Origin of the sequence: Corynebacterium hesseae (assembly GCF_037850265.1) — a bacterium.
Classification (GTDB): domain Bacteria; phylum Actinomycetota; class Actinomycetes; order Mycobacteriales; family Mycobacteriaceae; genus Corynebacterium; species Corynebacterium hesseae.
The window spans coordinates 1,489,502-1,513,969 of record NZ_CP137211.1; the positions used below are offsets into that span (position 1 = coordinate 1,489,502).

Annotated in this window: 17 protein-coding genes and 3 rRNA genes; all 20 read right to left on the reverse strand. The window is 56.7% G+C overall.

Annotated elements, in window-relative coordinates; translation table 11 throughout:
* Positions 1 to 75: 75 nt before the first annotated feature.
* The 20 genes from R3O64_RS06945 to argJ all read right to left on the reverse strand — a co-directional run bounded on the left by R3O64_RS06945 (position 76) and on the right by argJ (position 24,464).
* Complete coding sequence (locus tag R3O64_RS06945) at positions 76 to 1,059, reverse strand: HAD-IIA family hydrolase (RefSeq protein WP_339016322.1); 984 nt, start codon at positions 1,057 to 1,059, stop codon at positions 76 to 78.
* Complete coding sequence (locus R3O64_RS06950) at positions 1,059 to 1,997, reverse strand: tetratricopeptide repeat protein (RefSeq protein WP_339016324.1); 939 nt, start codon at positions 1,995 to 1,997, stop codon at positions 1,059 to 1,061. The genes R3O64_RS06945 and R3O64_RS06950 overlap by 1 nt, the downstream gene beginning before the upstream one ends.
* Before the next feature lie 131 nt (positions 1,998 to 2,128).
* Entirely contained in the window at positions 2,129 to 2,875 is a 747-nt protein-coding gene (locus R3O64_RS06955) for a hypothetical protein (protein WP_339016325.1), read from the reverse strand.
* Between the two features lie 395 nt (positions 2,876 to 3,270).
* A 5S ribosomal RNA gene (gene rrf, locus R3O64_RS06960) occupies positions 3,271 to 3,389 on the reverse strand.
* A gap of 122 nt (positions 3,390 to 3,511) precedes the next feature.
* Positions 3,512 to 6,582 (reverse strand): 23S ribosomal RNA (locus tag R3O64_RS06965).
* A 434-nt stretch (positions 6,583 to 7,016) separates the two neighbouring features.
* A 16S ribosomal RNA gene (locus R3O64_RS06970) occupies positions 7,017 to 8,534 on the reverse strand.
* Together the 16S, 23S and 5S rRNA genes form the textbook arrangement of a ribosomal RNA operon.
* Positions 8,535 to 9,167: 633 nt before the next feature.
* Positions 9,168 to 10,427: a tyrosine--tRNA ligase gene (gene tyrS / locus R3O64_RS06975; protein WP_339016326.1), complete on the reverse strand. Its 1,260-nt coding sequence runs from the start codon at positions 10,425 to 10,427 to the stop codon at positions 9,168 to 9,170.
* A 75-nt stretch (positions 10,428 to 10,502) separates the two neighbouring features.
* The gene (locus tag R3O64_RS06980; RefSeq protein ID WP_070523125.1) at positions 10,503 to 10,691 is read right to left on the reverse strand and encodes a Trm112 family protein; all 189 of its coding nucleotides are present in this window, start codon (positions 10,689 to 10,691) and stop codon (positions 10,503 to 10,505) included.
* An 11-nt stretch (positions 10,692 to 10,702) separates the two neighbouring features.
* On the reverse strand, positions 10,703 to 11,302 hold the full coding sequence (locus tag R3O64_RS06985; RefSeq protein ID WP_144014970.1) for a hypothetical protein: 600 nt from the start codon (positions 11,300 to 11,302) through the stop codon (positions 10,703 to 10,705).
* A gap of 36 nt (positions 11,303 to 11,338) precedes the next feature.
* Positions 11,339 to 12,907 carry a vWA domain-containing protein gene (locus tag R3O64_RS06990; RefSeq protein ID WP_070529947.1) on the reverse strand — a complete coding sequence of 523 codons (1,569 nt, stop codon included), beginning with the start codon at positions 12,905 to 12,907 and terminating at the stop codon, positions 11,339 to 11,341.
* Positions 12,908 to 14,062 carry a hypothetical protein gene (locus R3O64_RS06995; RefSeq protein WP_144675035.1) on the reverse strand — a complete coding sequence of 385 codons (1,155 nt, stop codon included), beginning with the start codon at positions 14,060 to 14,062 and terminating at the stop codon, positions 12,908 to 12,910.
* A 173-nt stretch (positions 14,063 to 14,235) separates the two neighbouring features.
* Positions 14,236 to 15,273 (reverse strand): ornithine cyclodeaminase, encoded by a 1,038-nt coding sequence (locus R3O64_RS07000; protein WP_339016344.1) that lies wholly within the window; start codon positions 15,271 to 15,273, stop codon positions 14,236 to 14,238.
* Positions 15,274 to 15,299: 26 nt separating this feature from the next.
* Positions 15,300 to 16,817: an amino acid permease gene (locus R3O64_RS07005; RefSeq protein WP_339016346.1), complete on the reverse strand. Its 1,518-nt coding sequence runs from the start codon at positions 16,815 to 16,817 to the stop codon at positions 15,300 to 15,302.
* A gap of 216 nt (positions 16,818 to 17,033) precedes the next feature.
* The gene (argH, locus tag R3O64_RS07010; protein WP_070529939.1) at positions 17,034 to 18,458 is read right to left on the reverse strand and encodes an argininosuccinate lyase; all 1,425 of its coding nucleotides are present in this window, start codon (positions 18,456 to 18,458) and stop codon (positions 17,034 to 17,036) included.
* Positions 18,459 to 18,484: 26 nt separating this feature from the next.
* Positions 18,485 to 19,699 (reverse strand): argininosuccinate synthase, encoded by a 1,215-nt coding sequence (locus R3O64_RS07015; protein ID WP_070529937.1) that lies wholly within the window; start codon positions 19,697 to 19,699, stop codon positions 18,485 to 18,487.
* 74 nt (positions 19,700 to 19,773) lie between these two features.
* Complete coding sequence (locus R3O64_RS07020; RefSeq protein WP_070529935.1) at positions 19,774 to 20,259, reverse strand: arginine repressor; 486 nt, start codon at positions 20,257 to 20,259, stop codon at positions 19,774 to 19,776.
* Between the two features lie 4 nt (positions 20,260 to 20,263).
* The gene (argF, locus tag R3O64_RS07025; RefSeq protein WP_339016352.1) at positions 20,264 to 21,181 is read right to left on the reverse strand and encodes an ornithine carbamoyltransferase; all 918 of its coding nucleotides are present in this window, start codon (positions 21,179 to 21,181) and stop codon (positions 20,264 to 20,266) included.
* Positions 21,178 to 22,356 carry an acetylornithine transaminase gene (locus tag R3O64_RS07030; protein ID WP_339016354.1) on the reverse strand — a complete coding sequence of 393 codons (1,179 nt, stop codon included), beginning with the start codon at positions 22,354 to 22,356 and terminating at the stop codon, positions 21,178 to 21,180. Before R3O64_RS07030 ends, argF begins: the two co-directional genes overlap by 4 nt.
* On the reverse strand, positions 22,353 to 23,288 hold the full coding sequence (gene argB, locus R3O64_RS07035) for an acetylglutamate kinase (protein ID WP_070529928.1): 936 nt from the start codon (positions 23,286 to 23,288) through the stop codon (positions 22,353 to 22,355). The genes R3O64_RS07030 and argB overlap by 4 nt, the downstream gene beginning before the upstream one ends.
* Positions 23,289 to 23,306: 18 nt before the next feature.
* The gene (gene argJ, locus R3O64_RS07040) at positions 23,307 to 24,464 is read right to left on the reverse strand and encodes a bifunctional glutamate N-acetyltransferase/amino-acid acetyltransferase ArgJ (RefSeq protein WP_070529926.1); all 1,158 of its coding nucleotides are present in this window, start codon (positions 24,462 to 24,464) and stop codon (positions 23,307 to 23,309) included.
* Between the last annotated feature and the right edge of the window lie 4 nt (positions 24,465 to 24,468).

Below are 24,468 nucleotides of genomic sequence, written 5' to 3' on the forward strand. Positions count from 1 at the left end.
CTGGTTCATTGAGAATCTCCGCGAGCGACGCATCCAACTTCTCGGGAGCCAAAACCGCGCGCGGGTCATGAGGCTTTACCGCCATGTGGACACAACCCTCTCCGCGGCTTCACTCCGTGGCTGAATGTAGCGAGGCGGCTCATTACCGGCCCAGGCAACTTCGAGGACGGTACGCAACGCCTCGATCGACGTCGACTTCTCATTCCCGCCTTGAAGAACAATGTCGTAGCCGTCAAACCGTGCCCGGAAGCCTCCCTGGGAACCTGGTCGCGCCTGTGCGGCCGATAAGGAGAGCTCGTGGAATCCTGCACCAATGAAATCAGGGCGTTCCTCCGCAGTAGCTTCAATGAGAGCAAGCTCCCGGGACACACCTGTAAGGACGTGGAAGGTATCCATTGCAGCGTTGTTGCCACCAACAATGTCCGTGTCAAGGCGGTCCCCTACAGCTAGAGGCTTCGTCGACCCCACGAGCTTAGCTGCTTGAGTGAACATAGCGGGTTCCGGCTTACCTGCCGAAATGGGTTCTACGCCGGTAGTTGAAACGATAGCTGCGACTAGCGAGCCGTTGCCCACAGCCATTCCGCGCTCCGTCGGAAGAGACGTATCCAGGTTGGAGGCAAAGAACTTTGCGCCGTGATTAATTGCCAACGCGCCTTCGGAGAGCTGCTCCCAGCCCACCGACTTGTCCATACCTTGCAGGACCGCGGCGGGCTTATCGTCGGCACTGTGTACAACATCGAAGCCCGCCTCACGCGCCAGTGAACGAAATGAGTCCGCGCCGATGACGAGGACTTTCGCGCCTGCCGGAAGTTCCTCACGAGCGATCTTGACTACCGCTTGCGCAGAGGTAACAACGTGTTTCGCATCCGTCTCCAAGCCGATCTCGCCGAGCATACCGGCTACGGTTTGGGGGCTTCGGGATGCATTGTTCGTGACATAAACTGCAGGAATACCGCAGGAATTGACCACGTCGACGACGCACTGAAGAGCCTGTCCGCCCTCCCATACTGTTCCGTCGAGATCGAGGAGCAATGAATCATGGGTTTTGAGAATACTCATTATTTGCACTCGGCCAGACGCTCTGCAGCGTCGGTCCAGTCTCCTTCATCGATGTCAATCGCGTGCTGGAACCACTCCCGGGCCTCTTCCTTGCGGCCAGCCTCCAACAAGGCATTGGCGTAGGCGTAGGAAAGGCGGCATGCCGAGAATCCCGTGGAATCCTTAGAAGGCTTTGCGCGTTGGATGGTAACTACGGCGGAATCTGCCTGCCCCATGTCCAATCGCGCCCCTGCAGCAACGATAGCCAACTCGATCGCATCCTCCGCCGCGAGTTCCTTGGCCTCCTCGCCGCGCCACAAATCAACAGCCTTTTCTGGGCGCCCGAGGCCTCGCTCGCAATCAGCCATGACGGCGAGCAGCCCAGGGCCACCGGAAATGCGGCGCGCTGCACGCAGCTCCGCAAGGGCTTCCTTCCACTCTCCAGCCCTATATGCAGCGATTCCGTTCATTTCACGGACGACTGATACACGTCCGGCACGGTCTTTGGCAGCACGTGCATGGCGTAGCGACAGTTGGGGATCGTCCTCAAGCCACGTTGCCGCCATGATGAGGTGTTTAGCAACGGCTTCGGAGTTTTCCTTAGAGAGCGACGAAAGATCCTGAAGTACCGAAGGATCAAGATCCGTAATGTCGATATCAGATGGCAGGTCTGGATCTGTCATACGACGATTGATGCGCTCCTCACGGTAGCCTGAACGCTGAGGGTGCGAGACCTTGTTTTTGCCGCCGCCATGGCCATTGCGGTCGTTGCGGCGAGGTTTAGCGCCTGCGCGGCCACCTCGGCGTTCGTCTCGGCGATCACCGCGACGCTCTTCTCGACGCCCCGCTGCGCCGCCGTGCTTCTCAAACTTGCGGCCCCCAGAGCCGTAGTGCCCACGGTTGCCTTCTGCGGAACCATCGCGGCGACGGCCGTGGTTACGGGAGTTGGATTCAGACATTAAAGCCATGCACTTTCTGCGGTAGACGTGTCCGTATGTACCGAACCAGTCTACAGGTCACGGCCCCAGAAACGGCAATACGAACCATCTGCTAGTGAAGTGCCCCACAACCTACGGCCCCAGTTTGGCGACTACACACTATTCGGCGGCCAGGCAACCTCATCCAAACGCCACTCATCACGCACGCACTCTAATCCCGCAGCCACCTGCGAAGAGCTAAGTCCATGCTCTACGCTTCCGTGCTCCAATGGCATACCACGGACGACTGCCCAAAAGGTCCAACCGTTGTTGCACATGGCGTTAAGACGAATCCTTTCGGCATCCCGGGTCATGGCTACGCCCTGCATACCCATCCGGTTTGGGCTAACTCCTTCGACGCGCACTTCAATGCAACGGGAATCTGCATTTGGCGCGAGAACAAGACCCTTCGTCGCATACAGGTAGTGCTTCTTTCCCGTTCGGGGGTGCCCTTCACTACAGAAGAAACTGCCCAAGAGCACAGGGTAGAAGTCAATCCAACCATTGTTCCAGGCGAGGCGAATTCGACGCGCAAACACCCAATGACGCGCGACAACACATAAGTGACAACACAACAACGCACCAAGAAGCAACGCGAACAGCCACGAGATTTCAAAGCCATTTAGCAGCAGAGCGAAGAGGAAAACACTGGCTGAGGCCACGACCATAATGACTAAGAACAGTAAACCGCCCAGCCCATCACGTACCTGCGGTATAGGCCTCTTCGACAAAAATGCATCGAGAAACCTGAAAGAGGAAGGATTGCCATTCTGTGTGCTGAAGCGCACGGACTTCAGGTCCTTGAGGAAGGCCGCGTTGTAGGAATGAGAGAACGTAGCTGACGTTTGGGTGAACCGCATCGCGTACTCCTTACTTTCCCGCCAAGGCACTGATATGAATGATTCTAATAAGCCGATACGCTCAAGGCGCGGTGCAAGAAGCACCTTCTCTACTGCATGAGCCTTTGGTCGAACGTCTCACTCCTCCATCTGAATGGATATATGCTCCGGAATCTTGAAGCTGGGCTGGCGTGTTTGTGTGTGGCCATTAGTGCAGACCGGGAAGTGCATTCACCCCTTGACAGCACGCAGTCGCCGATCCTGGTTCCTTGGCACTTGACGACGCCTACCTGCAGGTCTGTATTTTCAGGTTTGTACTTGTAGGTTGTATGCGAAAACGACGAGGAAGCCCGTCACCGTTGAGTTGTTGCTCTTGGTGGCGGGCTTGTTGTATTGAGTTGTTTGTTGTTGTTTGGTGTCGGCGGTTTCTTACTCTCCCACAACCTCCCGGTTGCAGTACCATCAGCGTTAGCAGGCTTAGCTTCCGGGTTCGGAATGGGTACCGGGCGTTTCCCTGCTGCTATAGGCCACCGACAAACACTTAGGGCAACGTCTGGTTGCTGGTGTTGTGTCAGATACTGTGTAGTGGACGCGAACACGGCAGTGTGATTGATTAACTGTTGTGTTTGTTGTTGACACACCCTAAAGAATGGGTGTGTGTGTTTGTTTTGGTCTATTAGTACCAGTAGCCTTCACACCTTGCGGTGCGTCCAGGTCTGGCCTATCAACCCCATCGTCTTTGGGGGACCTCAAATGAAACCTCATCTTAAAACAGGCTTCCCGCTTAGATGCTTTCAGCGGTTATCCCTTCCGTACGTAGCCAACCAGCGATGCTCCTGGCGGAACAACTGGCACACTAGAGGTACGTCCGTCCCGGTCCTCTCGTACTAGGGACAGCCTTCTTCAAGTTTCAACGCGCGCGGCGGATAGAGACCGAACTGTCTCACGACGTTCTGAACCCAGCTCGCGTGCCGCTTTAATGGGCGAACAGCCCAACCCTTGGGACCTACTCCAGCCCCAGGATGCGACGAGCCGACATCGAGGTGCCAAACCATCCCGTCGATATGGACTCTTGGGGAAGATCAGCCTGTTATCCCCGGGGTACCTTTTATCCGTTGAGCGACACCACATCCACAAGTAGGTGCCGGATCACTAGTCCCGACTTTCGTCCCTGTTCGACATGTCTGTCTCACAGTCAAGCTCCCTTGTGCACTTACACTCGCTACCTGATTGCCAACCAGGCTGAGGGAACCTTTGGGCGCCTCCGTTACATTTTGGGAGGCAACCGCCCCAGTTAAACTACCCACCAGGCACTGTCCCCAACCCAGATCATGGGCCAAGGTTAAGGTATCCAATCCGATCAGAGTGGTATTTCAACAACGACTCCACGCGTGCTGGCGCACACGTCTCATAGTCTCCCACCTATCCTACACAAACCGAACCGAACACCAATACCAAGCTATAGTGAAGGTCCCGGGGTCTTTTCGTCCTGCCGCGCGTAACGAGCATCTTTACTCGTAGTGCAATTTCACCGGGCCTGTGGTTGAGACAGCAGAGAAGTCGTTACGCCATTCGTGCAGGTCGGAACTTACCCGACAAGGAATTTCGCTACCTTAGGATGGTTATAGTTACCACCGCCGTTTACTGGGGCTTAAATTCTCAGCTTCGCAGTCAAAGACTACTAACCGGTCCTCTTAACCTTCCAGCACCGGGCAGGCGTCAGTCCATATACATCAACTTAACGTCTTCGCATGGACCTGTGTTTTTGATAAACAGTCGCTTCCCTCTATTCTCTGCGACCCCACAACCCACAACACTTGCAAGAAGTGTCAAAGTCGTGTGGTCCCCCTTCTCCCGAAGTTACGGGGGCATTTTGCCGAGTTCCTTAACCACAGTTCACCCGAACGCCTTAGTATTTTCAACCTGACCACCTGTGTCGGTTTAGGGTACGGGCCATACATCCACATCGCTAGAGGCTTTTCTCGACAGTACTAGATCACCAACTTCACCCACATTTGGGCTACGCATCACGCCTCAGGTTAAACGGTGTGCGGATTTGCCTACACACCACCTCACACGCTTACACCAACAATCCACTAAGCGGCATGGCTACTACACTGTGTCACCCCATCACTTGAACCACACATCAGGCCCCACGACATCAACAACCACCGTGTTCAAAGAACACGACGATCGTATCCGCGGTGGTTAGTATCAGTGCTTTATCATGGGCGCGGATATACGGGTACCAGAATATCAACTGGTTATCCATCGACTACGCCTGTCGGCCTCGCCTTAGGTCCCGACTCACCCTGGGAAGACGAACTTGACCCAGGAACCCTTAGTCATCCGGCGGGAAGGATTCTCACCTTCCAATTCGTTACTCATGCCTGCATTCTCACTCGCACACACTCCACGCCGCCTTACGGTAACGCTTCAACACATGCACGACGCTCCCCTACCCAATACAAAGTATTGCCGCGGCTTCGGCGGTGTGCTTGAGCCCCACTACATTGTCGGCGCAGGACCACTCGACCAGTGAGCTATTACGCACTCTTTCAAGGATGGCTGCTTCTAAGCCAACCTCCTGGCTGTCTTCGCGATCCCACATCCTTTTCCACTTAGCACACCCTTAGGGGCCTTAACCGGCGATCTGGGCTGTTTCCCTCTCGACTATGAAGCTTATCCCCCACAGTCTCACTGCCGCACAACACAATTAGTGGCATTCGGAGTTTGGCTGACATTGCTAAGATTGTAGTCCCGCTCAACCAACCAGTAGCTCTACCTCCACCAAGCTAATGCGACGCTGCACCTAAATGCATTTCGGGGAGAACCAGCTATCACGGAGTTTGATTGGCCTTTCACCCCTACCCACAGCTCATCCCCGCAGTTTTCAACCTACGTGGGTTCGCGCCTCCACAGCATCTTACTACTGCTTCACACTGGCCATGGGTAGATCACCCCGCTTCGGGTCCAGGACATGCCACTAAACACCCCATGAGGATTCGGTTTCCCTACGGCTACCCCACACGGGTTAACCTCGCGACATGCCGCTGACTCGCAGGCTCATTCTTCAAAAGGCACGCCATCACACACATACAGGTGCTCTGACGGATTGTAAGCACATGGTTTCAGGAACTATTTCACTCCCCTCCCGGGGTACTTTTCACCATTCCCTCACGGTACTCATACACTATCGGTCACACTGAGTATTTAGGCTTACCGGGTGGTCCCGGCAGATTCACAGCAGATTCCACGAGCCCGCTGCTACTCGGGCAACCCAACAACCCATGCATTGAAGCCTTCAACTACGGGACTATCACCCTCTACGGTCGGCGTTTCCACACCACTTCACCTAACAACAACACACAAGCAAACCAGTGGTAGCTGATTCACATTGGGGCCCACAACACCGCACACACAACCTCTACCAAGTATCACATGCACACGGTTTAGCCTCATCCACGTTCGTTCGCCACTACTAGCAGAATCATATTTTATTTTCTTCTCCTACGGGTACTGAGATGTTTCACTTCCCCGCGTAAACCCCCACAACAGCTATGAATTCACTGAAGGGTAACACCCCATAACAGGTGCCAGGTTTCCCCATTCGGACATCCTCGGATCAACGCTCTATTGACAACTCCCCGAGGCTTAACGCAGCCTTACACGTCCTTCATCGGCCCAGCATGCCAAGGCATCCACCATGCGCCCTAAATAACGAACACACAACCAACACAACAACCACCACAAAAGCAACAGTCATCATGCTGGTGTGAACACACAAAACACAAAAGAACAAAGAAATCACACAAACCATGACCCACCACCAACACAAAGAAGATGGAAAGCACATGGTTGAATGCTCGCGTCCACTATACAGTTCTCACACAACACCCCACACAAGACAACAACCACACCAAAAAAGTAGTTATTGAAACTTACATGGGTTACAACCAGGGAACAATGCCCCAGACACCCAACAATGCACCAAGCACTTTTCAACGCGTTAGTTGAATCATCATTCTGGTTAAGATGTATCTCCACCCGATTATCAATCAGTGGCAGTAAAACAATCGTCTACATAAACCACCAAGCGAGTAAGAATAAACACTCACACGCTATACAGCACCAACTGGTGCTCAAAATAAATGCTCCTTAGAAAGGAGGTGATCCACCCGCACCTTCCGGTACGGGTACCTTGTTACGACTTCGTCCCAATCGCCGATCCCACCTTCGACAGCTCCCTAACAAGTTTAGGCCACTGGCTTCGGGTGTTACCAACTTTCATGACGTGACGGGCGGTGTGTACAAGGCCCGGGAACGTATTCACCGCAGCGTTGCTGATCTGCGATTACTAGCGACTCCGACTTCATGGGGTCGAGTTGCAGACCCCAATCCGAACTAAGACCGGCTTTCAGCGATTCGCTCCACCTCACAGTGTCGCTGCGCGTTGTACCGACCATTGTAGCATGTGTGAAGCCCTGGACATAAGGGGCATGATGATTTGACGTCATCCCCACCTTCCTCCGAGTTAACCCCGGCAGTCTCTCATGAGTCCCCAACCAAATGCTGGCAACATAAGACAAGGGTTGCGCTCGTTGCGGGACTTAACCCAACATCTCACGACACGAGCTGACGACAACCATGCACCACCTGTACACCAACCACAAGGGACACTACATCTCTGCAGCAATCTGGTGTATGTCAAGCCCAGGTAAGGTTCTTCGCGTTGCATCGAATTAATCCACATGCTCCGCCGCTTGTGCGGGCCCCCGTCAATTCCTTTGAGTTTTAGCCTTGCGGCCGTACTCCCCAGGCGGGGCGCTTAATGCGTTAGCTACGGCACAGAAGACGTGGAAGCCCCCTACACCTAGCGCCCACCGTTTACGGCATGGACTACCAGGGTATCTAATCCTGTTTGCTACCCATGCTTTCGCTCCTCAGCGTCAGTAACTGCCCAGAGACCTGCCTTCGCCATCGGTGTTCCTCCTGATATCTGCGCATTTCACCGCTACACCAGGAATTCCAGTCTCCCCTACAGCACTCAAGTTATGCCCGTATCGCCTGCACGCCCGAAGTTAAGCCCCGGAATTTCACAGACGACGCGACAAACCACCTACGAGCTCTTTACGCCCAGTAATTCCGGACAACGCTCGCACCCTACGTATTACCGCGGCTGCTGGCACGTAGTTAGCCGGTGCTTCTTATACAGGTACCGTCACAAAAAGCTTCGTCCCTGTCGAAAGGAGTTTACAACCCGAAGGCCGTCATCCCCCACGCGGCGTCGCTGCATCAGGCTTCCGCCCATTGTGCAATATTCCCCACTGCTGCCTCCCGTAGGAGTCTGGGCCGTATCTCAGTCCCAATGTGGCCGTACACCCTCTCAGGCCGGCTACCCGTCGACGCCTTGGTAGGCCATTACCCCACCAACAAGCTGATAGGCCGCGAGCTCATCTTGCACCGAAAAAACTTTCCAACCACCACACTAAAGGCAGTTCATATCCGGTATTAGACCCAGTTTCCCAAGCTTATCCCAGAGTGCAAGGCAGATCACCCACGTGTTACTCACCCGTTCGCCACTCGAGTACCCCTGCAAGCAGGGGCCTTTCCGTTCGACTTGCATGTGTTAAGCACGCCGCCAGCGTTCGTCCTGAGCCAGGATCAAACTCTCCACAAAAAAGGCCGTGAAAAGCCCAAACCTAGTCAAAAAGACAAACCACAACAAACAACACCACAAAAAGCAGTGCCACCTGAACTGGCTATCCAAAAATTACATAAAGAAAAAATCCAACCAACCCCCAACCCGACGGGGATAAACAGGGAGCTGGCCTAAGTCAGAAGATTTTAAATCATTTACGCCCAAACAACTTATGTTATTTACAATGACGCCGCTAAAGGAAAAGCGCCATCCGGCATACACCAACCGTGATACGCATACGGCGTATCACAGCCACAATGAATAAAATCAACCAACACAAAAAGTACATTGGCACACTATTGAGTTCTCAAACATCATCCGCACACTCAGCGCAATGAATGTTTATCATTCACCGTCTTGAGCGGCTGGAGTTCACACTCTAGTAAACAAGTTTAAACCTTGTCAACTGGGAGTTAATCTCCGTGTCACCAGCGTCTCGCGGCGACTTCGATAAATATACGCACACCCCAAACAAACAACAAATCCCCAGGTATTCATGCTTTTTCGAGCAGTTCTTATCCCGGTTGTGAATCGCATGTACAGAAAACGACGAATCCCGCCGCACAAGGCGGCGGGATAGGCATAGTCTGCTCCGACTAAGAAGACCGGTTGTTAGCTGAGCTTGGCACCGGCGAAGTTCTTCTTTCCTCGTCGCAGAACAAGCCACGAACCGTGAAGCAGATCCGTAGCGTCCGGCTCCCACTCATCAGACTCAATGCGCTTGTTGTTGACGTACGCGCCACCTTCCTTGATGGTGCGTCGGGCAGCGCCCTTCGAATCGGCCAAGCCAGCGGCAACCAACAAATCAACAATGGTTCGCGGCTCCCCTGCGGAAATCTCTGCCACAGTGGTCTCAGACAAGGCACCAGCCAGGGTATTTTCGTCCAAATCAGTGAGCTCAGCTTTGCCGAACAGTGCCTGCGCTGCTAGCTCCACAGCCTTCGTAGCCTCTTCACCGTGCACCAATGTGGTCATCTCCTGGGCCAACCGGCGCTGCGCTTCACGACGGAATGGCTCGTCCGCGACCTTCTGTTCGTAGGAAGCAATCTCTTCCTGATCAAGGAAGGTGAACCAACGCAGGTAATCGATGACCACAGAGTCGCCAGCGTTTAGGAAGTACTGGTACCACGCGTACGGGGACGTTTTCTCCGGATCCAACCACAGCTTTCCGCCACCGGTGGATTTACCGAGCTTCTGGCCCTGGGCGTCCGTAACCAACGGAACGGTAAGGCCGTGAACCTTCGCACCGTTGACACGTCGGTTGAGATCCACGCCAGATACGATGTTACCCCACTGGTCGCCACCGCCGATCTGCAGGACACAATTCAGCTCGTTGTGCAGGTGCACGTAGTCGTTGGACTGGAGCAGCATGTAGGAGAACTCAGTGTACGAAATTCCGTCGGACTCCAAGCGACGCTTGACCGTGTCACGGTCCAGCATCGTATTCAAAGAAAAGTTCTTTCCCACGTCGCGCAGGAAGTCAATGACAGACATCTGAGAAGTCCAGTCCGCGTTATTGACCATGGTCGCCGCGTTCTCACCCTCGAAGTCAATGAACTGGCGCAGCTGCTTCTTGATAGCCACCATATTCTCGTTGATGGTCTCCTGCGAAAGCATGGAGCGCTCCCCCACATCCCGCGGGTCGCCGATTTGCCCCGTAGCGCCACCAGCGAGGGCGATTGGGTGATGCCCGGCCTTTTGAAAACGGCGCAGCATAATCATCGGCACCAAGTGGCCCGCGTGCAAGGAGTCACCCGTGGGGTCGAAACCGCAATATAGAGTGATGGGTTCCTCGCAAGCCGCGCGGAGGGCGTCGAGATCTGTGGACTGGTTAATGAGGCCGCGCCACTGCAGCTCATCAATGATGTTCATGGAGGCTCCTTTTACTTCGATTCCGGCTGGACGGGATAAGTGTTCGCAAAGACCACTAAATTCGCGGGATGCGTCTTAGGCATCGTCGTCAGTTGGCGGCCACGGTGTTGCGTGATCGGCCAGCATGACAGGAATACCGTTTTCAATGGGATAGGCCACCCCTAGCCGGTCATTGACCAGTACCTGTTCTTCTTCCAGGTAGTTCAGCGGGCCTTTGTCCTGCGGACACACCAAAATGTCGAGCAGCTTCGGATCAAGACTCATACCCGCCAACCCTACACCTCCTTGGAATCTGCAGAAGGAGTGGTCCCACCAAATTGCAGCTTCAGCGCCATGGAGTGATCCTGCAGGCCACGGACCGAGTTCTGGGCAATGGCGTCACGAATCTCCGTCATCTCTCGATTGAGTATCCCCAGCGCCTCAGTCACCTCTTTGACCGCTGCGGGCTCGTTGAGTTCCGTTACCTCCAAATAGGACTTCACCAAACTGCTCGAGTGCTCCTCAATCATGTCGCGGACAAGGGACTGCTGACTTGGGGCATCATCGAGCCTGTCCCAGTTGTTGAGCACCCACGTTGCCGAGGCGTCGAACTCCGTCCACGCGCGATCTACGGGCGCCGGAATGTCTCGGTGGTGCAGGCTGCAGCGAGTGCTGTTCAGGCTTGTGGTCAGCCGTCCCGCCTCAGACACCGGTGGTGCAGGCAGTTCCCTGTGTCGATTCTCCGGCGGGATGAGGAATCCGGCTGCCGCGCCGCAGCTGGCCGCCACGATAGGCCAAAGGAATCCCAGGCCGCCGCCAGTGAGGAAGTGCAAGGCAGCGACGAGCACCGTCACTACAACTGCGGCAATTACCTTGCGAGGGGTTACGTAGTCCATGGATGCCTGCCTTCCTTGACAATGGAGAATGGTGTTTTACTGATAAGCGCGAATTTCTTCGAAGGCCCCGGCCAGATCACCGTCGATGGCGTTGAAGGTTTTACCGCCGGTGAGTTGGGCTAGCTCCTCCATCTCTTGAACATTGGCTTCACCGTACAAGATGACGAACACCGGGATATCCTTCTTGTCCGGTGGGAGCTGTTCATACGCCTCCTTAAACTGAGCAAAGGTTCGGCCGCGAGTGACCTCACCGTCGGTCATGAGCACCACGGTGCCAATATCGCCGTCGCCAGTGCTCAGCTCATCAAAGGCTTTAAGCACTGAATCGAACGTGGCGGTTTCTCCGTCGGCCTGCAGGTCCTCTACTCGATCCGCCAGTTCTTTGACCGAGCCCATGTTTTCGGTATCCATCACCGCGCGGGTCACTGGCTGAGGTTCGGACGAGTACGGCATGAGCTTGATTTGCTCGCGGTTACGGAAGGCAACCTGGCCTTGTTCCGCGGTATTGCCGTCCGCAGAGCCGTCGATAAGCGGGCGCAAGCTGCTCTTGAGAAGCTCGATACGCTCACCTTGCATAGAACCCGAGGTATCCAGCACAAGAGACGTGTTGCCCGGTTTGCGCAGCTCGTGGGCGAATGCGGCCTCCAGCGCCTGTGCAGTCTTCTCGTTAGCTGGATAAGGAAGCTCGAACATGGTGCCGGGCAGATCGGAATTGTCCACGCGCAGGTGGTAGCTCTTCAGCAGCTGGGGAGAATCACGCAACCAGTCAGCCAACGCCTGCACCTTAGCTTCTGCGTCATCGTCTGGGGAGCTATGAAGGGCCGTGAGTGGATAATCCGCGGAAATGACACCATCGGAAGGAATGACCACTTGTAGGTCTGCGCCTTCGTCCTGGAGCTGATAGAGCACGGATTCGTAGTTAATAATCGCGTCCGCTTGCTCCGGATGCTCGCGGAAGCGATCCGCCAACCATCCCGAGGAGCCAGAGGTGAGCGTCTGATTACCAAACAGGTCTTGGACCTTGTCCGAAGCCTTGTAGATATCCTCCTCCGTTAGCGCTCGGCCAGTGTCCGCGAAAGCGGTGGTGGCCGCAGACAAGGCGGAGAAACCCGAGTTCGACGTTGATGGGTCGGTCATCCCAAAGGTGATACCTGAATCTGAAATCTCCTGCCAGGTCGGCTGCGTGGTGTCCCATCCGTGCTTGCGTGCGATATCCTTATGCACGCCCAACGCCACAGGTGAGCGCGCGACGCTGAATTCCTTTCCCAACTTGCTATCGGCACCAATGATGCGGGCGTAGCGGTTGGTGGCGAACCACGTGGCGTCATAGTGACGATCAAAGGTTCCTTGTTGCAGCGAACGGGAGTTCTCCAACGTGCCTGACTCCGTGGTCATGGTGATATCAAAGCCGAGCTCCTCGGAGGCCTGTTCCAGGACCGGCTCCAGCGGTGCAAGCTCCGTTGCGGCGACAATCTTCAGGTCACCGTCTTGCTCTTGCTCGCTTGAGGTTGAGTCGTCGAGCCAACTGTTTCCACTGACAGCGGAACAAGCAGCAAGAGTCATCATGCACGACACGGCGACGAATGCCTTCAGGGATCGCAACATTCACATCATCCTTTCCGGGAGTTCGTTTCCCGTGATTAATCCCAGCTCTTGCTGAATGGCTTCAATGTCTTGCCAAGACGTGGGACGTTGTTGAGTTGGCAGAGGGAGAGGGCTGTACTCCACGTCGGCGACCAGCTTGTCGAAGATGCTGGTCGGCTCCGTGCGGTATCCCTGCATCGCGGCAACACCTTGAATTGAACGGTCACTCACGGCGGCGGCGAAAGCATCACCTTCCTCCGTTTGCGGGACGACGGTGGAGGTCAGCATTGCCCCTGGGACGAGAGCTAAAGGAGTGTAGTCCTTGAGCTTCGTACTGCCCTCAGAATCTGATTGCTTTAAAAGTTCGGCTACGTACTCGGCTTCGGTGGCCAACACCATGGGCATCTCGCCCTTCCCAAGACGCAGGTAGGTATCAAAAATTCCCTGCGTGCTAGCCTCTCCGTGTCCTTGACCGACGAGTAGTCGCTGCATGGCATCATCACCGCCTGCTCTTTCCCCGACGGAACGAATCAGGGCAGCATACTGCAACGCTGCATTGGATTCGCGGAGGCTGGGAACCGCAACATCGACAACGCGAGGAGATCCAAAAGACGGGCTAATATCGCGCCAGCGTGTGCCTTCCTTTGACATCTCGTTCAGTTTTGCAAGATCGAGGGACTTGTTACCGCCGTTGTCAACCACCAAGCCTTGAGATTCCATATCACCCACCAAATCCGTATAGACCAGTGCGATGAGTGGCGTAGAGAATGCAACCACCGAGCCGGGGTCGGCCCCAGTGATGGTCGTGGATTTATCCTTCGTCTCAGCAACACGTGCCGCGCCATCCACGACGGGCATGACGAAGTCATAGTCAGGGTCGGGCCTGCTAGCAATCTCTACCAAGTCCTGGGGCGAGAAAACGTCATACGTCACCGAGATGCCAACCTCTGCAAATACTTGTTGCTGCTCCGCGGCTTTAAAAAACTCCTCATCTTCCGGACTGATGGCACCCTTCACGTGGAGGAGGTCGCGATGCGAGGAGGGCGAACTGGGAAAGCTAAAGCTGGGCATCGAAATCCAGCCACGCCCCACGACCACAGAGACGATAGCGACAACCAGGAAGGCGAGGGCTGCGATAACTGACTTCTTTCGTCCACCCGGCTGTGCGCTACTCATGACCTAAATCATAAAAGGCACTCCGCCATGGTGCTCGACTTACCGATCGCGCACCCCCGATGCAGTCCCCCGCTGCTGCTATCCGAAAGCGGTTGCCTTAATAAGAACTGCAGAGATCAATGCGGCCACAGCGGGACAGAGAAAAGGGCGGCGACTCTGTCCCGACCATTGGGCTAAAGAAGCGAGGGGACGTTCGCGACCAAAGAGAAGAGGTCCTTAGGGTCCTCCGGGTTGGCAATGATATCGATCTCTGACTCTAAATCAGTACCCCTTACAGAATCACGAAGGTAGCGAAGGGCAGAAAAGTCATTGATGGCGAATCCGACATCGTCGAAAAGCGTGATCTGGTCATCGCTTTCGCGGCCCGTCGCCTGCCCAGTAAGTACCTGGTAGAACTCGACCACTGGAAAGTCTGCCGGCTTCTGCTGAATCTCGCCCTCGATGCGCGTCTGTTCTGGGAACTCAACAAAGACCTTGGACTTGTCCAAGATAGAGCTCTCGAGTTCGGTCTTGCCCGGGCAGTCACCACCGACCGCATTGAGGTGCACGCCAGGCGCGACGTGATGCTCGGCCAAGATTTGGTTCTGGGCCTTATCTGCCGTGCAGGTGGTGATGATGTCGGCGCCCTGTACGGCTTCATCAACACTCGAGCAGGCTGTGATGTTGAATCCCAATGGCTCCAAGTTTCGCTGGAACTTTTCTACTGCCTTCAGGTCAATGTCATAAATAGCGATGTCATCGATCCCCATTACACCGCGGAATGCAAGGGCCTGGAACTCTGACTGCGAGCCAGCCCCCACCATGGCCATACGCTTGGAGTCTTTTCTGGCTAGGTGCTTTGCCACCATGGCGGAGGTGGCCGCCGTGCGCAGTGCCGTAAGCAAAGTCATTTCGGCCTCGAACGTGGGGTAACCGTTGTCGACGTCAGCAAGCACGCCAAAAGCAGTTACCGTCTGAAAGCCACGTGCGGGGTTCGAAGGATGACCGTTGACGTACTTGAAGGAGTACTCCTTGCCATTGGAGGTAGGCATGAGTTCGATGACGCCGAACGGGGTGTGAGAAGCCACGCGTGCGATTTTGTCGAATCGCTCCCATTCGCGGTAGTCCGCCTCAAGGTAGTCCACCATTCCGATAATGATGTTTTCTACTCCCTCACGCTGTATCCAGCGCGCCATATTCTCTACATCTACGAATTTGACAGCATGGTTCATTGCAATCTCCGATCTTGATCCTTGTGTTAATTCTTCGGGTGAAGGTCCGTCTGCGGCGCGGCTGGGAAGCGTGAGGTGGGAAGGTGCTTGGCCTTCCTCTCCGCCGCGATGGTGTAGATACGCTCACGCCAGGCAAACCACATGGCAGCGAACACCGGAATGAGAAGCAGCGTAGAGGCCAGAGCGAAGGTTCCGATTGGGTAGTCAAAAGCCATAAGGATAATGACCACCGCGATGAAGGCAAGCACAGACCAATCACCTGCTTGGCCGAAGGGCGAGCGATAATTTGGACGGGTATAGCGCCCCTTCTTTGCCAGGTGCACAAATTTGATGTGCGACATGGCCACGGCGGCCCACGACGCCAACGTGCCCAGCGCGGCCAAGTTCAACACGATTTCGAATGCCATCTCGGGCACCACATAGTTAAGAAACACACCAGCGAGACCGACGAAGGCGGCCATCACGATGCCTCCATAAGGAACGCCAGATTTGGACATGCGAGCACCGAATTTGGGCCCGGAGCCAGCAGTAGACATGTTGTACATGATGCGGCCCGTCGAATACAGACCGGCATTCAATGAGGAAATCGCAGCGGTGATTACCACCAGCTGGAAGATAGGCGCAGCATAGCCTGCGCCAAGTGACTCAAAAAAGGTCACGAATGGCGATACTTCTGTGACGTAGGTGGTATAGGGCAATACCAGGGTCAGCAGCAGCACGCTGCCGAAATAAAAGACCACGATACGGAATAGAACACTATTCACCGCACGCGGAATATGCTTTTCGACGTCCTTTGTCTCACCCGACGTGGTACCTACCAACTCGATGCCTGCATAGGCAAAGACAACGCCCTGGATGACAATTACTGCAGGCAACAGGCCATTAGGAAGCCAACCACCGGCATCAGCGATAAGACTAAATCCGGTGGGGCCACCGTTGGGGTGGTCCAGAATGACCACCCCAACGGCCACCACCATGAAGACCAGGAGGGCAATGATCTTGATCATGGAGAACCAATACTCCAGCTCGCCAAAGATCTTTACCGAGAGCATGTTGAACAAGAGGATGCTGCACACAACGCCAAGGGCTAGCACCCACTGCGGGACGGCGTCCAACCACGAGGTGTACTGCCCAAACCATTTGATATAGATGGCCACGGCCGTGCCATCTGCGACCAAGGTGGCAGCCCAGTTTCCCCAGTAGAGCCAGCCGGTGACAAAAGCGGTCTTCTCGCCGTAGAACTCACGGGCATAAGAAACGAAAGAGCCAGAACTTGGGCGGTACACGATGAGTTCGCCGAGCGAGCGCAGGATGATATAGCCAAAGAATCCGCACACCAAATACAAAACAGCGAGGAAGGGCCCCGCCGTTTGCAACCGGCCACCGGTGCCGAGCAAGAGCCCGGTGCCGATAGCTGAGCCGATGGCGATCATCTGAAGCTGACGGTTACTCATCCCCTTCTGCAGTCCGTGATCTTCCGAGGCATAGACCGCTTTCTCTTTTTCGTGCGACTCCGTATTCGGTGGCCGAAGTAGTTCAGTCATCAGGGAGATAGTCCTTTCCGCGTTAAGAACGTGTCTTTGCTTCACATTCCCTAATGAAACGTTATAGCAACCTAATGAGACCCCCATCACTATCCACCCCCTACAGTGCTCCACAGCATATACACACGCAGCCAAAACGAGCGGCCTCCCCTACCCCCGCGCGCAAAAAGAACCGCATGGTCGAAAGAGACCATGCGGTGACAGAGCTCGTTGAGACTAGCGCAGTGGAGTTTCTGCCCACTTCCGCGCAGCAGCAGCGCACTCACGAACCTTTTCGCGCTGCTCCACCACGCGCACACCGGCGGTGCCGCCCTTGGTAGAACGTGAGGCCACTGCCCCATCGATGGTGAGAACTTCACGGACTTCGGGGAGCAGGCGCTTATCGACGCCCGCCAGCTCCTCATCCGTGAGGTCCACCAGGTCAACACCCCGAGCTTCCGCGATTTGCACGCAAGCACCGGAAGCCTCGTGCGCTTCGCGGAATGGAACGCCCTGGCGCACCATCCACTCGGCCAAATCAGTAGCCAAAGTGAAGCCGCGGGGGGCGAGCTCACGCATGCGATCTTCGTGGAAGGTCAGGGTCTCAATAAGGCCGGTCATAGCCGGTAGCAGCAGGTTGAGCTGTGCCACCGAATCCACGATGGGTTCCTTATCTTCCTGTAGGTCACGGTTGTAAGCCAGAGGCTGCGCCTTCAACGTGGAGAGCAATCCTGTGAGGTTGCCGATGAGACGACCTGTCTTGCCACGGGTCAGCTCCGGAACGTCCGGATTCTTCTTTTGCGGCATGATCGAAGAGCCAGTAGACCAGGCATCGTCCAGAGTGACGTAGCCATACTCTGGAGTACACCAGTAGATGATCTCCTCGGAAAGACGGGACATATCGACGGCAATCTGAGTAAGGACGAAGGCCGTTTCAGAAGCAAAGTCACGCGCTGCCGTGCCATCCAGAGAGTTCTCTGCGGAGGAATCAAAGCCGAGCTCCTCAGCAATGGCTTCTGGGTCCAAGTGCAGCGAAGAGCCGGCGAGCGCACCCGAGCCATAAGGTGACACAGCTAGGCGCTTATCCAGATCCTGAAGGCGCTCAATATCACGCAGCAACGGCTGCGCGTGAGCGAGCAGTTCGTGTGCCAACAAGACCGGCTGCGCTGCCTGGGAGTGGGTCTTACCCGGCATGATCGCATCCGGGTGAGCTTCGGCTTGACCAGCCAAGGCCTCCACCAAGTCAGTGACCTGGAGTGCGATATCGCGAATGGCGTCACGAATCCACATCCGGAACAGGGTGGCTACCTGGTCGTTACGGGAGCGGCCGGCACGCAAGCGCCCGCCTACCTCGGGGCCAACGATGTCGATAAGCCCGCGTTCCATGGCCCCGTGCACGTCCTCGTCGGTCGGCAGCGGCCCAAACTCGCCGGAGGCAACCTTCTCCCCCAGCTCACTGAGCCCAGAGAGCATGGTGTCCAAGTCGGCGTCGGAAAGCAGGCCCGCCTTGTGCAGTACCTTGGCATGAGCCTTGGAGGCTAGCACGTCATAGGGCGCCAGCACCCAGTCGAAGTGGGTAGATACGGACAGGGCAAACATCGCCTCGGAGGGGCCGCCCGAAAAGCGGCCGCCCCACAGCGCACCTTCATTGGTCTTGTGCATCGATTCCTTACCTTGGCTTAGTTGTTCTACTTGCCCGTGGGGAAACCGCCGTCGCGGTCACGCTGGTTAGAGATTTGCGTCGACAGGCCGTGCAGCTGGACAAAGCCCTTGGCAGCGGTCTGGTCGAACGTATCGCCGGTGTCATAAGTGGCCAGGTCGAAGGAGTACAGGGACTGACCCGAACGGCGGCCATTTACGGTGGCGGTACCAGCATGCAGAACCATGCGGATATCGCCGGTGACGTTCTCCTGGGTGGACTCGGTGAAGGCATCCAACGAGCGCTTCAGCGGAGAGAACCAGAGGCCGTCGTAGACCTCCTCGGACCAGCGGGCGTCCGTGAGGCGCTTGTAGCGGGCCAGCTCGCGTTCCACGGTGACATCTTCCAATGCCTCGTGGGCCTTGATGAGAACCATGGCGCCAGGGGCCTCGTAGACCTCGCGGGACTTGATGCCCACCAGGCGGTCCTCCACCATATCGAGACGGCCAATACCCTGCGCACCGGCGCGGCGGTTGAGCTCCTCGATAGCCTGAAGGACGGTCACCGGCTTGCCATCGATAGCGGTGGGAACACCCTTATCAAAGGTGATGGTCACCTCGTCCGGGGCATTGCCCAAGTCCGGCTGCTCGGTATAAGCGTAGAGGTCCTTTGTCGGCGGGTTCCACAGATCTTCCAGGAAGCCGGTCTCGACCGCACGGCCCCAGACATTCTGGTCAATGGAGAACGGGGAGGCAGCGGACTGCTCGATGGGAAGGTTGATTTCCTCGGCAAAGGCGATGGCCTTGTCGCGAGTCCAGGCATAGTCACGCGCGGGAGCAATGATTTCCAGGGTGGGATCCAGCGCGCGGAAGGAAACCTCGAAACGCACCTGGTCGTTACCCTTGCCGGTGCAGCCGTGCGAAACATGGGTACCACCGTGGGCCTGAGCGGCCTCTACGAGGTGCTTGACGATGAGCGGGCGCGAGATAGCAGACACCAGCGGGTACTGCTTCATGTACATGCCGTTCGCCTTGATGGTGGGCAAGCAGTACTCTTCTGCGAACTCATCCTTTGCGTCGACAACGATGGACTCGACAGCACCGCAGTCGAGAGCGCGCTGACGCACGGAGTCCATATCCTCGCCGCCCTGGCCCAGGTCAAGGGACACGGCGATAACCTCGCCACCGGTCATCTTGGCCAGGTAGGGAATGGCGACAGATGTATCCAGACCGCCAGAGTAGGCAAGCACAACGCGTGCAGTCATAGTATTTGCTCCTTTAAGACAAACAGGTGCTAAAAATCGAACTGATTTATATTATACAGACTTGCGTATAAATGTTAAATGCTGCGGTTGGTGAGCTTCTCCGCCAGCTCCCGGCCCCCTAATCCCTCACGAGCGAGGACGAAGATGGTGTCATCGCCCGCGATGCAACCGACGACATCCGGCAAGCCCACGCGGTCGATGAAAGATGCCAAATACTGCGCGGCACCCGCGGGGGTGCGCAACATCGCAATATTGCCGGAGTAGTCATGCGACACCACGAGCTCATCGAGCATGCGGCGTAGCTTTTCACGCGGACCGTTGAGTTGGTCTTCGAACTGCTCCAGCTCGCCGCCCACAACGTAGAAGGAACGGCCACCATCGCGTTTTACCTTTTTAGCGCCCAGCTCGTCGAGATCACGCGACAACGTAGCTTGCGTGATGTCAATTCCCTCATCAAGCAAAAGCTCAGAGAGCTGAACTTGGCTCGTGACCCGAGTGCGGTCGAGTATCTCCAGAATCTTGGCCTGGCGGGCATTGCGCGTAGTTGGGGTCGTCGTCATTCGTCTACTTCTCCTCCTGAGCTGCAAGAAGCCACACGAGTAGCGCCTTCTGTGCGTGGAGGCGGTTCTCCGCCTCGTCGAAAACGCGGGATTGTGGTCCGTCAATGACCTCTGCAGTTACTTCATTGCCGCGGTAAGCAGGCAAGCAGTGCAGGAAGATCGCCCCTTCCTTGGCGCGTGCCATGACTTCCGAGGTGACCTGGTAGGGCAGGAACGGGGTCCGGCGGTCCTTGCCATCATCTTCCTGGCCCATCGACACCCACGTATCGGTGATGACAACATCGGCGCCGTCGACGCCGTCGAGGGAATCGGTCACGGTCACCGTGCCACGCTTGCGTGCGCGTTCCACAAACTCCGGCTGCGGCTGGAAACCTTCCGGCGCAACAATCGTCATCTCCATGCCCGCGGTTGCAAAACCCAGCATGTAGGAGTTGGCCATGTTGTTATTGCCATCGCCGAGGTAGACGGCCTTAAGGCCGGTCAGCTCGCCAAAATTCTCGCGGCAGGTCACCAAATCCGCCAGGATCTGGCACGGGTGCAGGTCATCGGACAGAGCGTTGACGATGGGTACCGTCGCGATTTCAGCCATCTCTAGCAGGTTTTGGTGTGCGTAGGTGCGCCAGACAATTGCCTCGACAAACCGGGAGAGAACAGCAGCGGTGTCCTGGTACGTCTCGCCTTTGCCCATCTGCGTGGACTTTGTCTCCGTGACGATGGCGTGCCCGCCCAGGTGAGCAATTCCCGCCTCGAAGGAGAATCGCGTGCGCGTCGACGTCTTGTCGAAAAGAACCGCGACCGACTTCGGGCCTTCCAGCGGACGCTCGGAGAAGGGGTCCTTCTTCAGCTTCAAGGCAAGGTCCAAGACCTCTGCTTGTTCCTCCGGTGTGAGGTCGTCATCTGCCAAGAAATGGCGCACGCTCATCCTATTTCCTCCAGTACCTTATGCAGGCGATCGATTGCTTGCGTGAGTTCCTCATCGGTGATCACCAACGGCGGGGTCAAGCGCAAGACCTCGCTGCTTGGGGCATTGAGGATGAGACCGTGGTCCAAGCCTGCAGCCACAACGTCCTTAGCCACCGATTTATTTAATACAACACCTAGCATAAGCCCTCGGCCCCGCACAGACTGCACCGCCGGGATTTTGGCCACCTCACTGCGCAGCCACTCCCCCTTTCGGGCGACGTCGGCGAGGAAGGGGGCGTCGACAAGCTCCAGCACCGTTGCGGCCGCCGCACAGGAGACGGGATTTCCGCCAAACGTCGTGCCGTGGGAACCCGGGGTGAAGAGATCCTTAGCCTGTCCACGGGCAATGGTGGCGCCGATCGGCATACCCGCGCCCAGGCCTTTAGCCATGGTGATGACGTCTGGAAGAACGCCCTCATGTTGGAACGCGAAGAAATCGCCGGTGCGGCCCACACCAGTTTGCACCTCATCGACAATCATGAGGATGCCGTGCTTGGTACAGAGCTCCCGCACGGCGCGCAGGAATCCATCGGGCGCGGGTATCACCCCCGTCTCCCCCTGAATGGGCTCCAAGATGATGGCGGCGGTATCCTCCGGGTTCTGTTCCACCAAGGTGGTCAAGTAGTCAATGTCACCGTAGGTATAGAACTCCACCCCACCCGGGAAAGGTTCGAAAGCCTTGCGCTTGGCAGGTTGCCCGGTCATGGCGAGAGAGCCCATCGTCCTGCCATGGAAACCGTGGTGCGCGGCGAGGATGCGGCAGCGGCCGGTCAAGCGTGCCAGCTTAAAGGCAGCCTCATTGGCTTCCGCCCCGGAGTTTGAGAAAAAGACACGGGCCTCGCTATCCCCCACTTTCTCCAGAAGTTTGCCGGCAGCCTCGACGACGGGTTTGCTGGCAAAGAGGTTGGAGACATGGCCAACGGTCGCCACCTGGGCGCTGACCGCCTCGACGATGGCCGGGTGGGCATAGCCCAGCGAGTTCACCGCAATGCCGGCGAGCATATCGATGTATTCTTTACCGTCTTCATCGGTCACCGTGGCGCCCTTGCCGGACACGATGGCCACGGGTGGGGTGCCGTAGGTGTTGCTGAGCACTTGCCCCCAGCGTTGCGTCAATGTGGTCTGCGCGGTCATTTCTTATCGTCCTTCCTGAAGACTGTTCCTTCTGGGTAGTCCTCACGGTTGTAATCATTGGGCAGCACCATCGTGCCGATGCCGCCCGTAGTAAGCAGCTCCAATAGCACGGCGTGGGCGATACGCCCGTCGATGACGTGGGCGGCGCTCACATCTCCCTCGACAGCCATAAGGCAGGACTCCATCTTCGGAATCATGCCCGAATCCAGGCCTGGGAGCAGGGCTTTGAGTTTGTCGACCTCAATTTTCGACACCAGTGAATCGCGATTGGGCCAGTCGGTGTACAGGCCCTCCACATTGGTGAGGATGACAAGGCGCTCAGCACCCAGTGCTCGTGCCAATGCACCGGCGGCGATATCCGCGTTGATGTTGTAGACCTCGCCGTCATTTCCGGGAGCGATGGTCGAGACCACCGGAATGCGCCCAGCCTCGATGATGTCCATGACGGCGGAGGGATCGACGCTGACGATGTCTCCCACCATGCCGATATCGGTGGGCTCGCCGTCGACGTCGACAAGCCGCTTGCGGGCTTTAAACAGACCCGCGTCCTCACCGGAGGTTCCCACGGCGTAGGGACCGTGGGAGTTGATGAGATTCACCAGACCGCGACCCACCTGGCCGAAAAGAACCATGCGGACCACGTCCATGATTTCCGGGGTGGTCACGCGGAAACCGCCCTTGAATTCTCCTTCAATGCCCAGCTTGCCCAGCATCTCATTGATCTGCGGGCCCCCGCCGTGCACCACCACGGGCTTAGCGCCCACGGTGCGCAGGAAAACCATGTCAGCGGCGAAGGCGGCCTTGAGCGAGTCATCCACCATCGCGTTGCCGCCGTACTTCACGACGACGATCTTGTCGCGGTAGTGCTGCAGCCACGGCAAGGCTTCCGCGAGCACAGTGGCGCGGTCTACATTGCTGAGTCCCTGAATCATCTTTCCTCCCTGCTTCTCTTAGGAGCTGTACGCGGAGTTGATCTCCACGTAGTCGTGGGACAAGTCGGTGGTGCGCACGAAAGCGGTACCGCTTCCACCAGTACCTAGGTCAACGCGTACGTCAATGTCAGCCCCGGAAAGGTCAACATCACGCGCGCCGGGCGCGCCGGTGGAGCCAACGCACACAGCCTGGTCATTGAAGAACACCGAGATGTTCTCCGGATCCATATCAGCATCCGCCATGCCCACTGCGGCGAGCACGCGACCCCAGTTGGGATCCGAGCCGAACATCGCACACTTGAAAAGGTTGTCGCGCCCCAAGGTGCGCGCGGCGTTCAGCGCCTGTTCATCGGTGGAGGTTCCTTCGACCGTGATCTTCACGCGCTTGGTCACCCCCTCGGCATCTGCCTGGAGCTGATCCGCGATATCGGAACACACCGCCAGAACAGCAGTATCCAGCTCTTCCTGGCTAGGCTCTACACCGGAAGCGCCAGAAGCCAGGATGATGACCGTGTCATTGGTGGAGGTCGAGCCGTCAACGTCAAGCGTGTTGAAGGTCTGATCACTAGCAATCTGCAGGGCCGAACGCAAGGCTTGTGGGGAGGCCACGGCATCCGTCGTCACGCATACCAACATGGTGGCCAGAGAGGGAGCCATCATGCCCACACCCTTGCCCATGGCGCCCATGCTCCAACCCTCGGCCTTAAAGAGCGATTCTTTGACCACGGTATCGGTGGTCATGATTGCCTCCGCGGCGGCCTGACCGTGCGATTCATCAGAACCGAGATCCCCGGCAACCGCTTCGATACCGGCCAATGCCTTCTCCATGGGAAGCAGCTCTCCGATAAGACCCGTCGAGCACGCCGCGATGTTGGCTGCGGGGATATCCGTGTGCTCGGAGACAGCGGCTACCATCGCCGCCGCATCCTTGTCCCCTTGCACGCCGTTGCAGGCATTCGCGTTGCCTGAGTTATAAATGACTGCTTGGATGACACCGTCCGCTACCGCTGCACGGGAAAGCTTCACGGGAGCAGCCACCACGCGGTTACGGGTAAACACTGCGGCTGCATCAAAGTTGGGACCTTGATTGACCACGAGGGCCATATCCGGCTTTCCGGAGGGCTTAATCCCAGCCGTCGTGGCGCCAGCGAGGAAGCCGGCGGGTGCGGTAATCATTTCT

What these genes read in the sequence shown, in the direction of transcription:
- argH (WP_070529939.1), bottom strand. Translation starts at nt 18,458, where the DNA reads ATGCACAAGACCAATGAAGGTGCGCTGTGGGGCGGCCGCTTTTCGGGC.
- R3O64_RS07020 (WP_070529935.1), bottom strand. Translation starts at nt 20,259, where the DNA reads ATGACGACGACCCCAACTACGCGCAATGCCCGCCAGGCCAAGATTCTG.
- R3O64_RS06955 (WP_339016325.1), bottom strand. Translation starts at nt 2,875, where the DNA reads ATGCGGTTCACCCAAACGTCAGCTACGTTCTCTCATTCCTACAACGCG.
- argF (WP_339016352.1), bottom strand. Translation starts at nt 21,181, where the DNA reads ATGAGCGTGCGCCATTTCTTGGCAGATGACGACCTCACACCGGAGGAA.
- R3O64_RS06980 (WP_070523125.1), bottom strand. Translation starts at nt 10,691, where the DNA reads ATGAGTCTTGATCCGAAGCTGCTCGACATTTTGGTGTGTCCGCAGGAC.
- R3O64_RS07005 (WP_339016346.1), bottom strand. Translation starts at nt 16,817, where the DNA reads ATGACTGAACTACTTCGGCCACCGAATACGGAGTCGCACGAAAAAGAG.
- argJ (WP_070529926.1), bottom strand. Translation starts at nt 24,464, where the DNA reads ATGATTACCGCACCCGCCGGCTTCCTCGCTGGCGCCACGACGGCTGGG.
- R3O64_RS07000 (WP_339016344.1), bottom strand. Translation starts at nt 15,273, where the DNA reads ATGAACCATGCTGTCAAATTCGTAGATGTAGAGAATATGGCGCGCTGG.
- R3O64_RS07030 (WP_339016354.1), bottom strand. Translation starts at nt 22,356, where the DNA reads ATGACCGCGCAGACCACATTGACGCAACGCTGGGGGCAAGTGCTCAGC.
- R3O64_RS06995 (WP_144675035.1), bottom strand. Translation starts at nt 14,062, where the DNA reads ATGAGTAGCGCACAGCCGGGTGGACGAAAGAAGTCAGTTATCGCAGCC.
- R3O64_RS06985 (WP_144014970.1), bottom strand. Translation starts at nt 11,302, where the DNA reads ATGGACTACGTAACCCCTCGCAAGGTAATTGCCGCAGTTGTAGTGACG.
- R3O64_RS06945 (WP_339016322.1), bottom strand. Translation starts at nt 1,059, where the DNA reads ATGAGTATTCTCAAAACCCATGATTCATTGCTCCTCGATCTCGACGGA.
- R3O64_RS07015 (WP_070529937.1), bottom strand. Translation starts at nt 19,699, where the DNA reads ATGACTGCACGCGTTGTGCTTGCCTACTCTGGCGGTCTGGATACATCT.
- R3O64_RS06950 (WP_339016324.1), bottom strand. Translation starts at nt 1,997, where the DNA reads ATGTCTGAATCCAACTCCCGTAACCACGGCCGTCGCCGCGATGGTTCC.
- argB (WP_070529928.1), bottom strand. Translation starts at nt 23,288, where the DNA reads ATGATTCAGGGACTCAGCAATGTAGACCGCGCCACTGTGCTCGCGGAA.
- R3O64_RS06990 (WP_070529947.1), bottom strand. Translation starts at nt 12,907, where the DNA reads ATGTTGCGATCCCTGAAGGCATTCGTCGCCGTGTCGTGCATGATGACT.
- tyrS (WP_339016326.1), bottom strand. Translation starts at nt 10,427, where the DNA reads ATGAACATCATTGATGAGCTGCAGTGGCGCGGCCTCATTAACCAGTCC.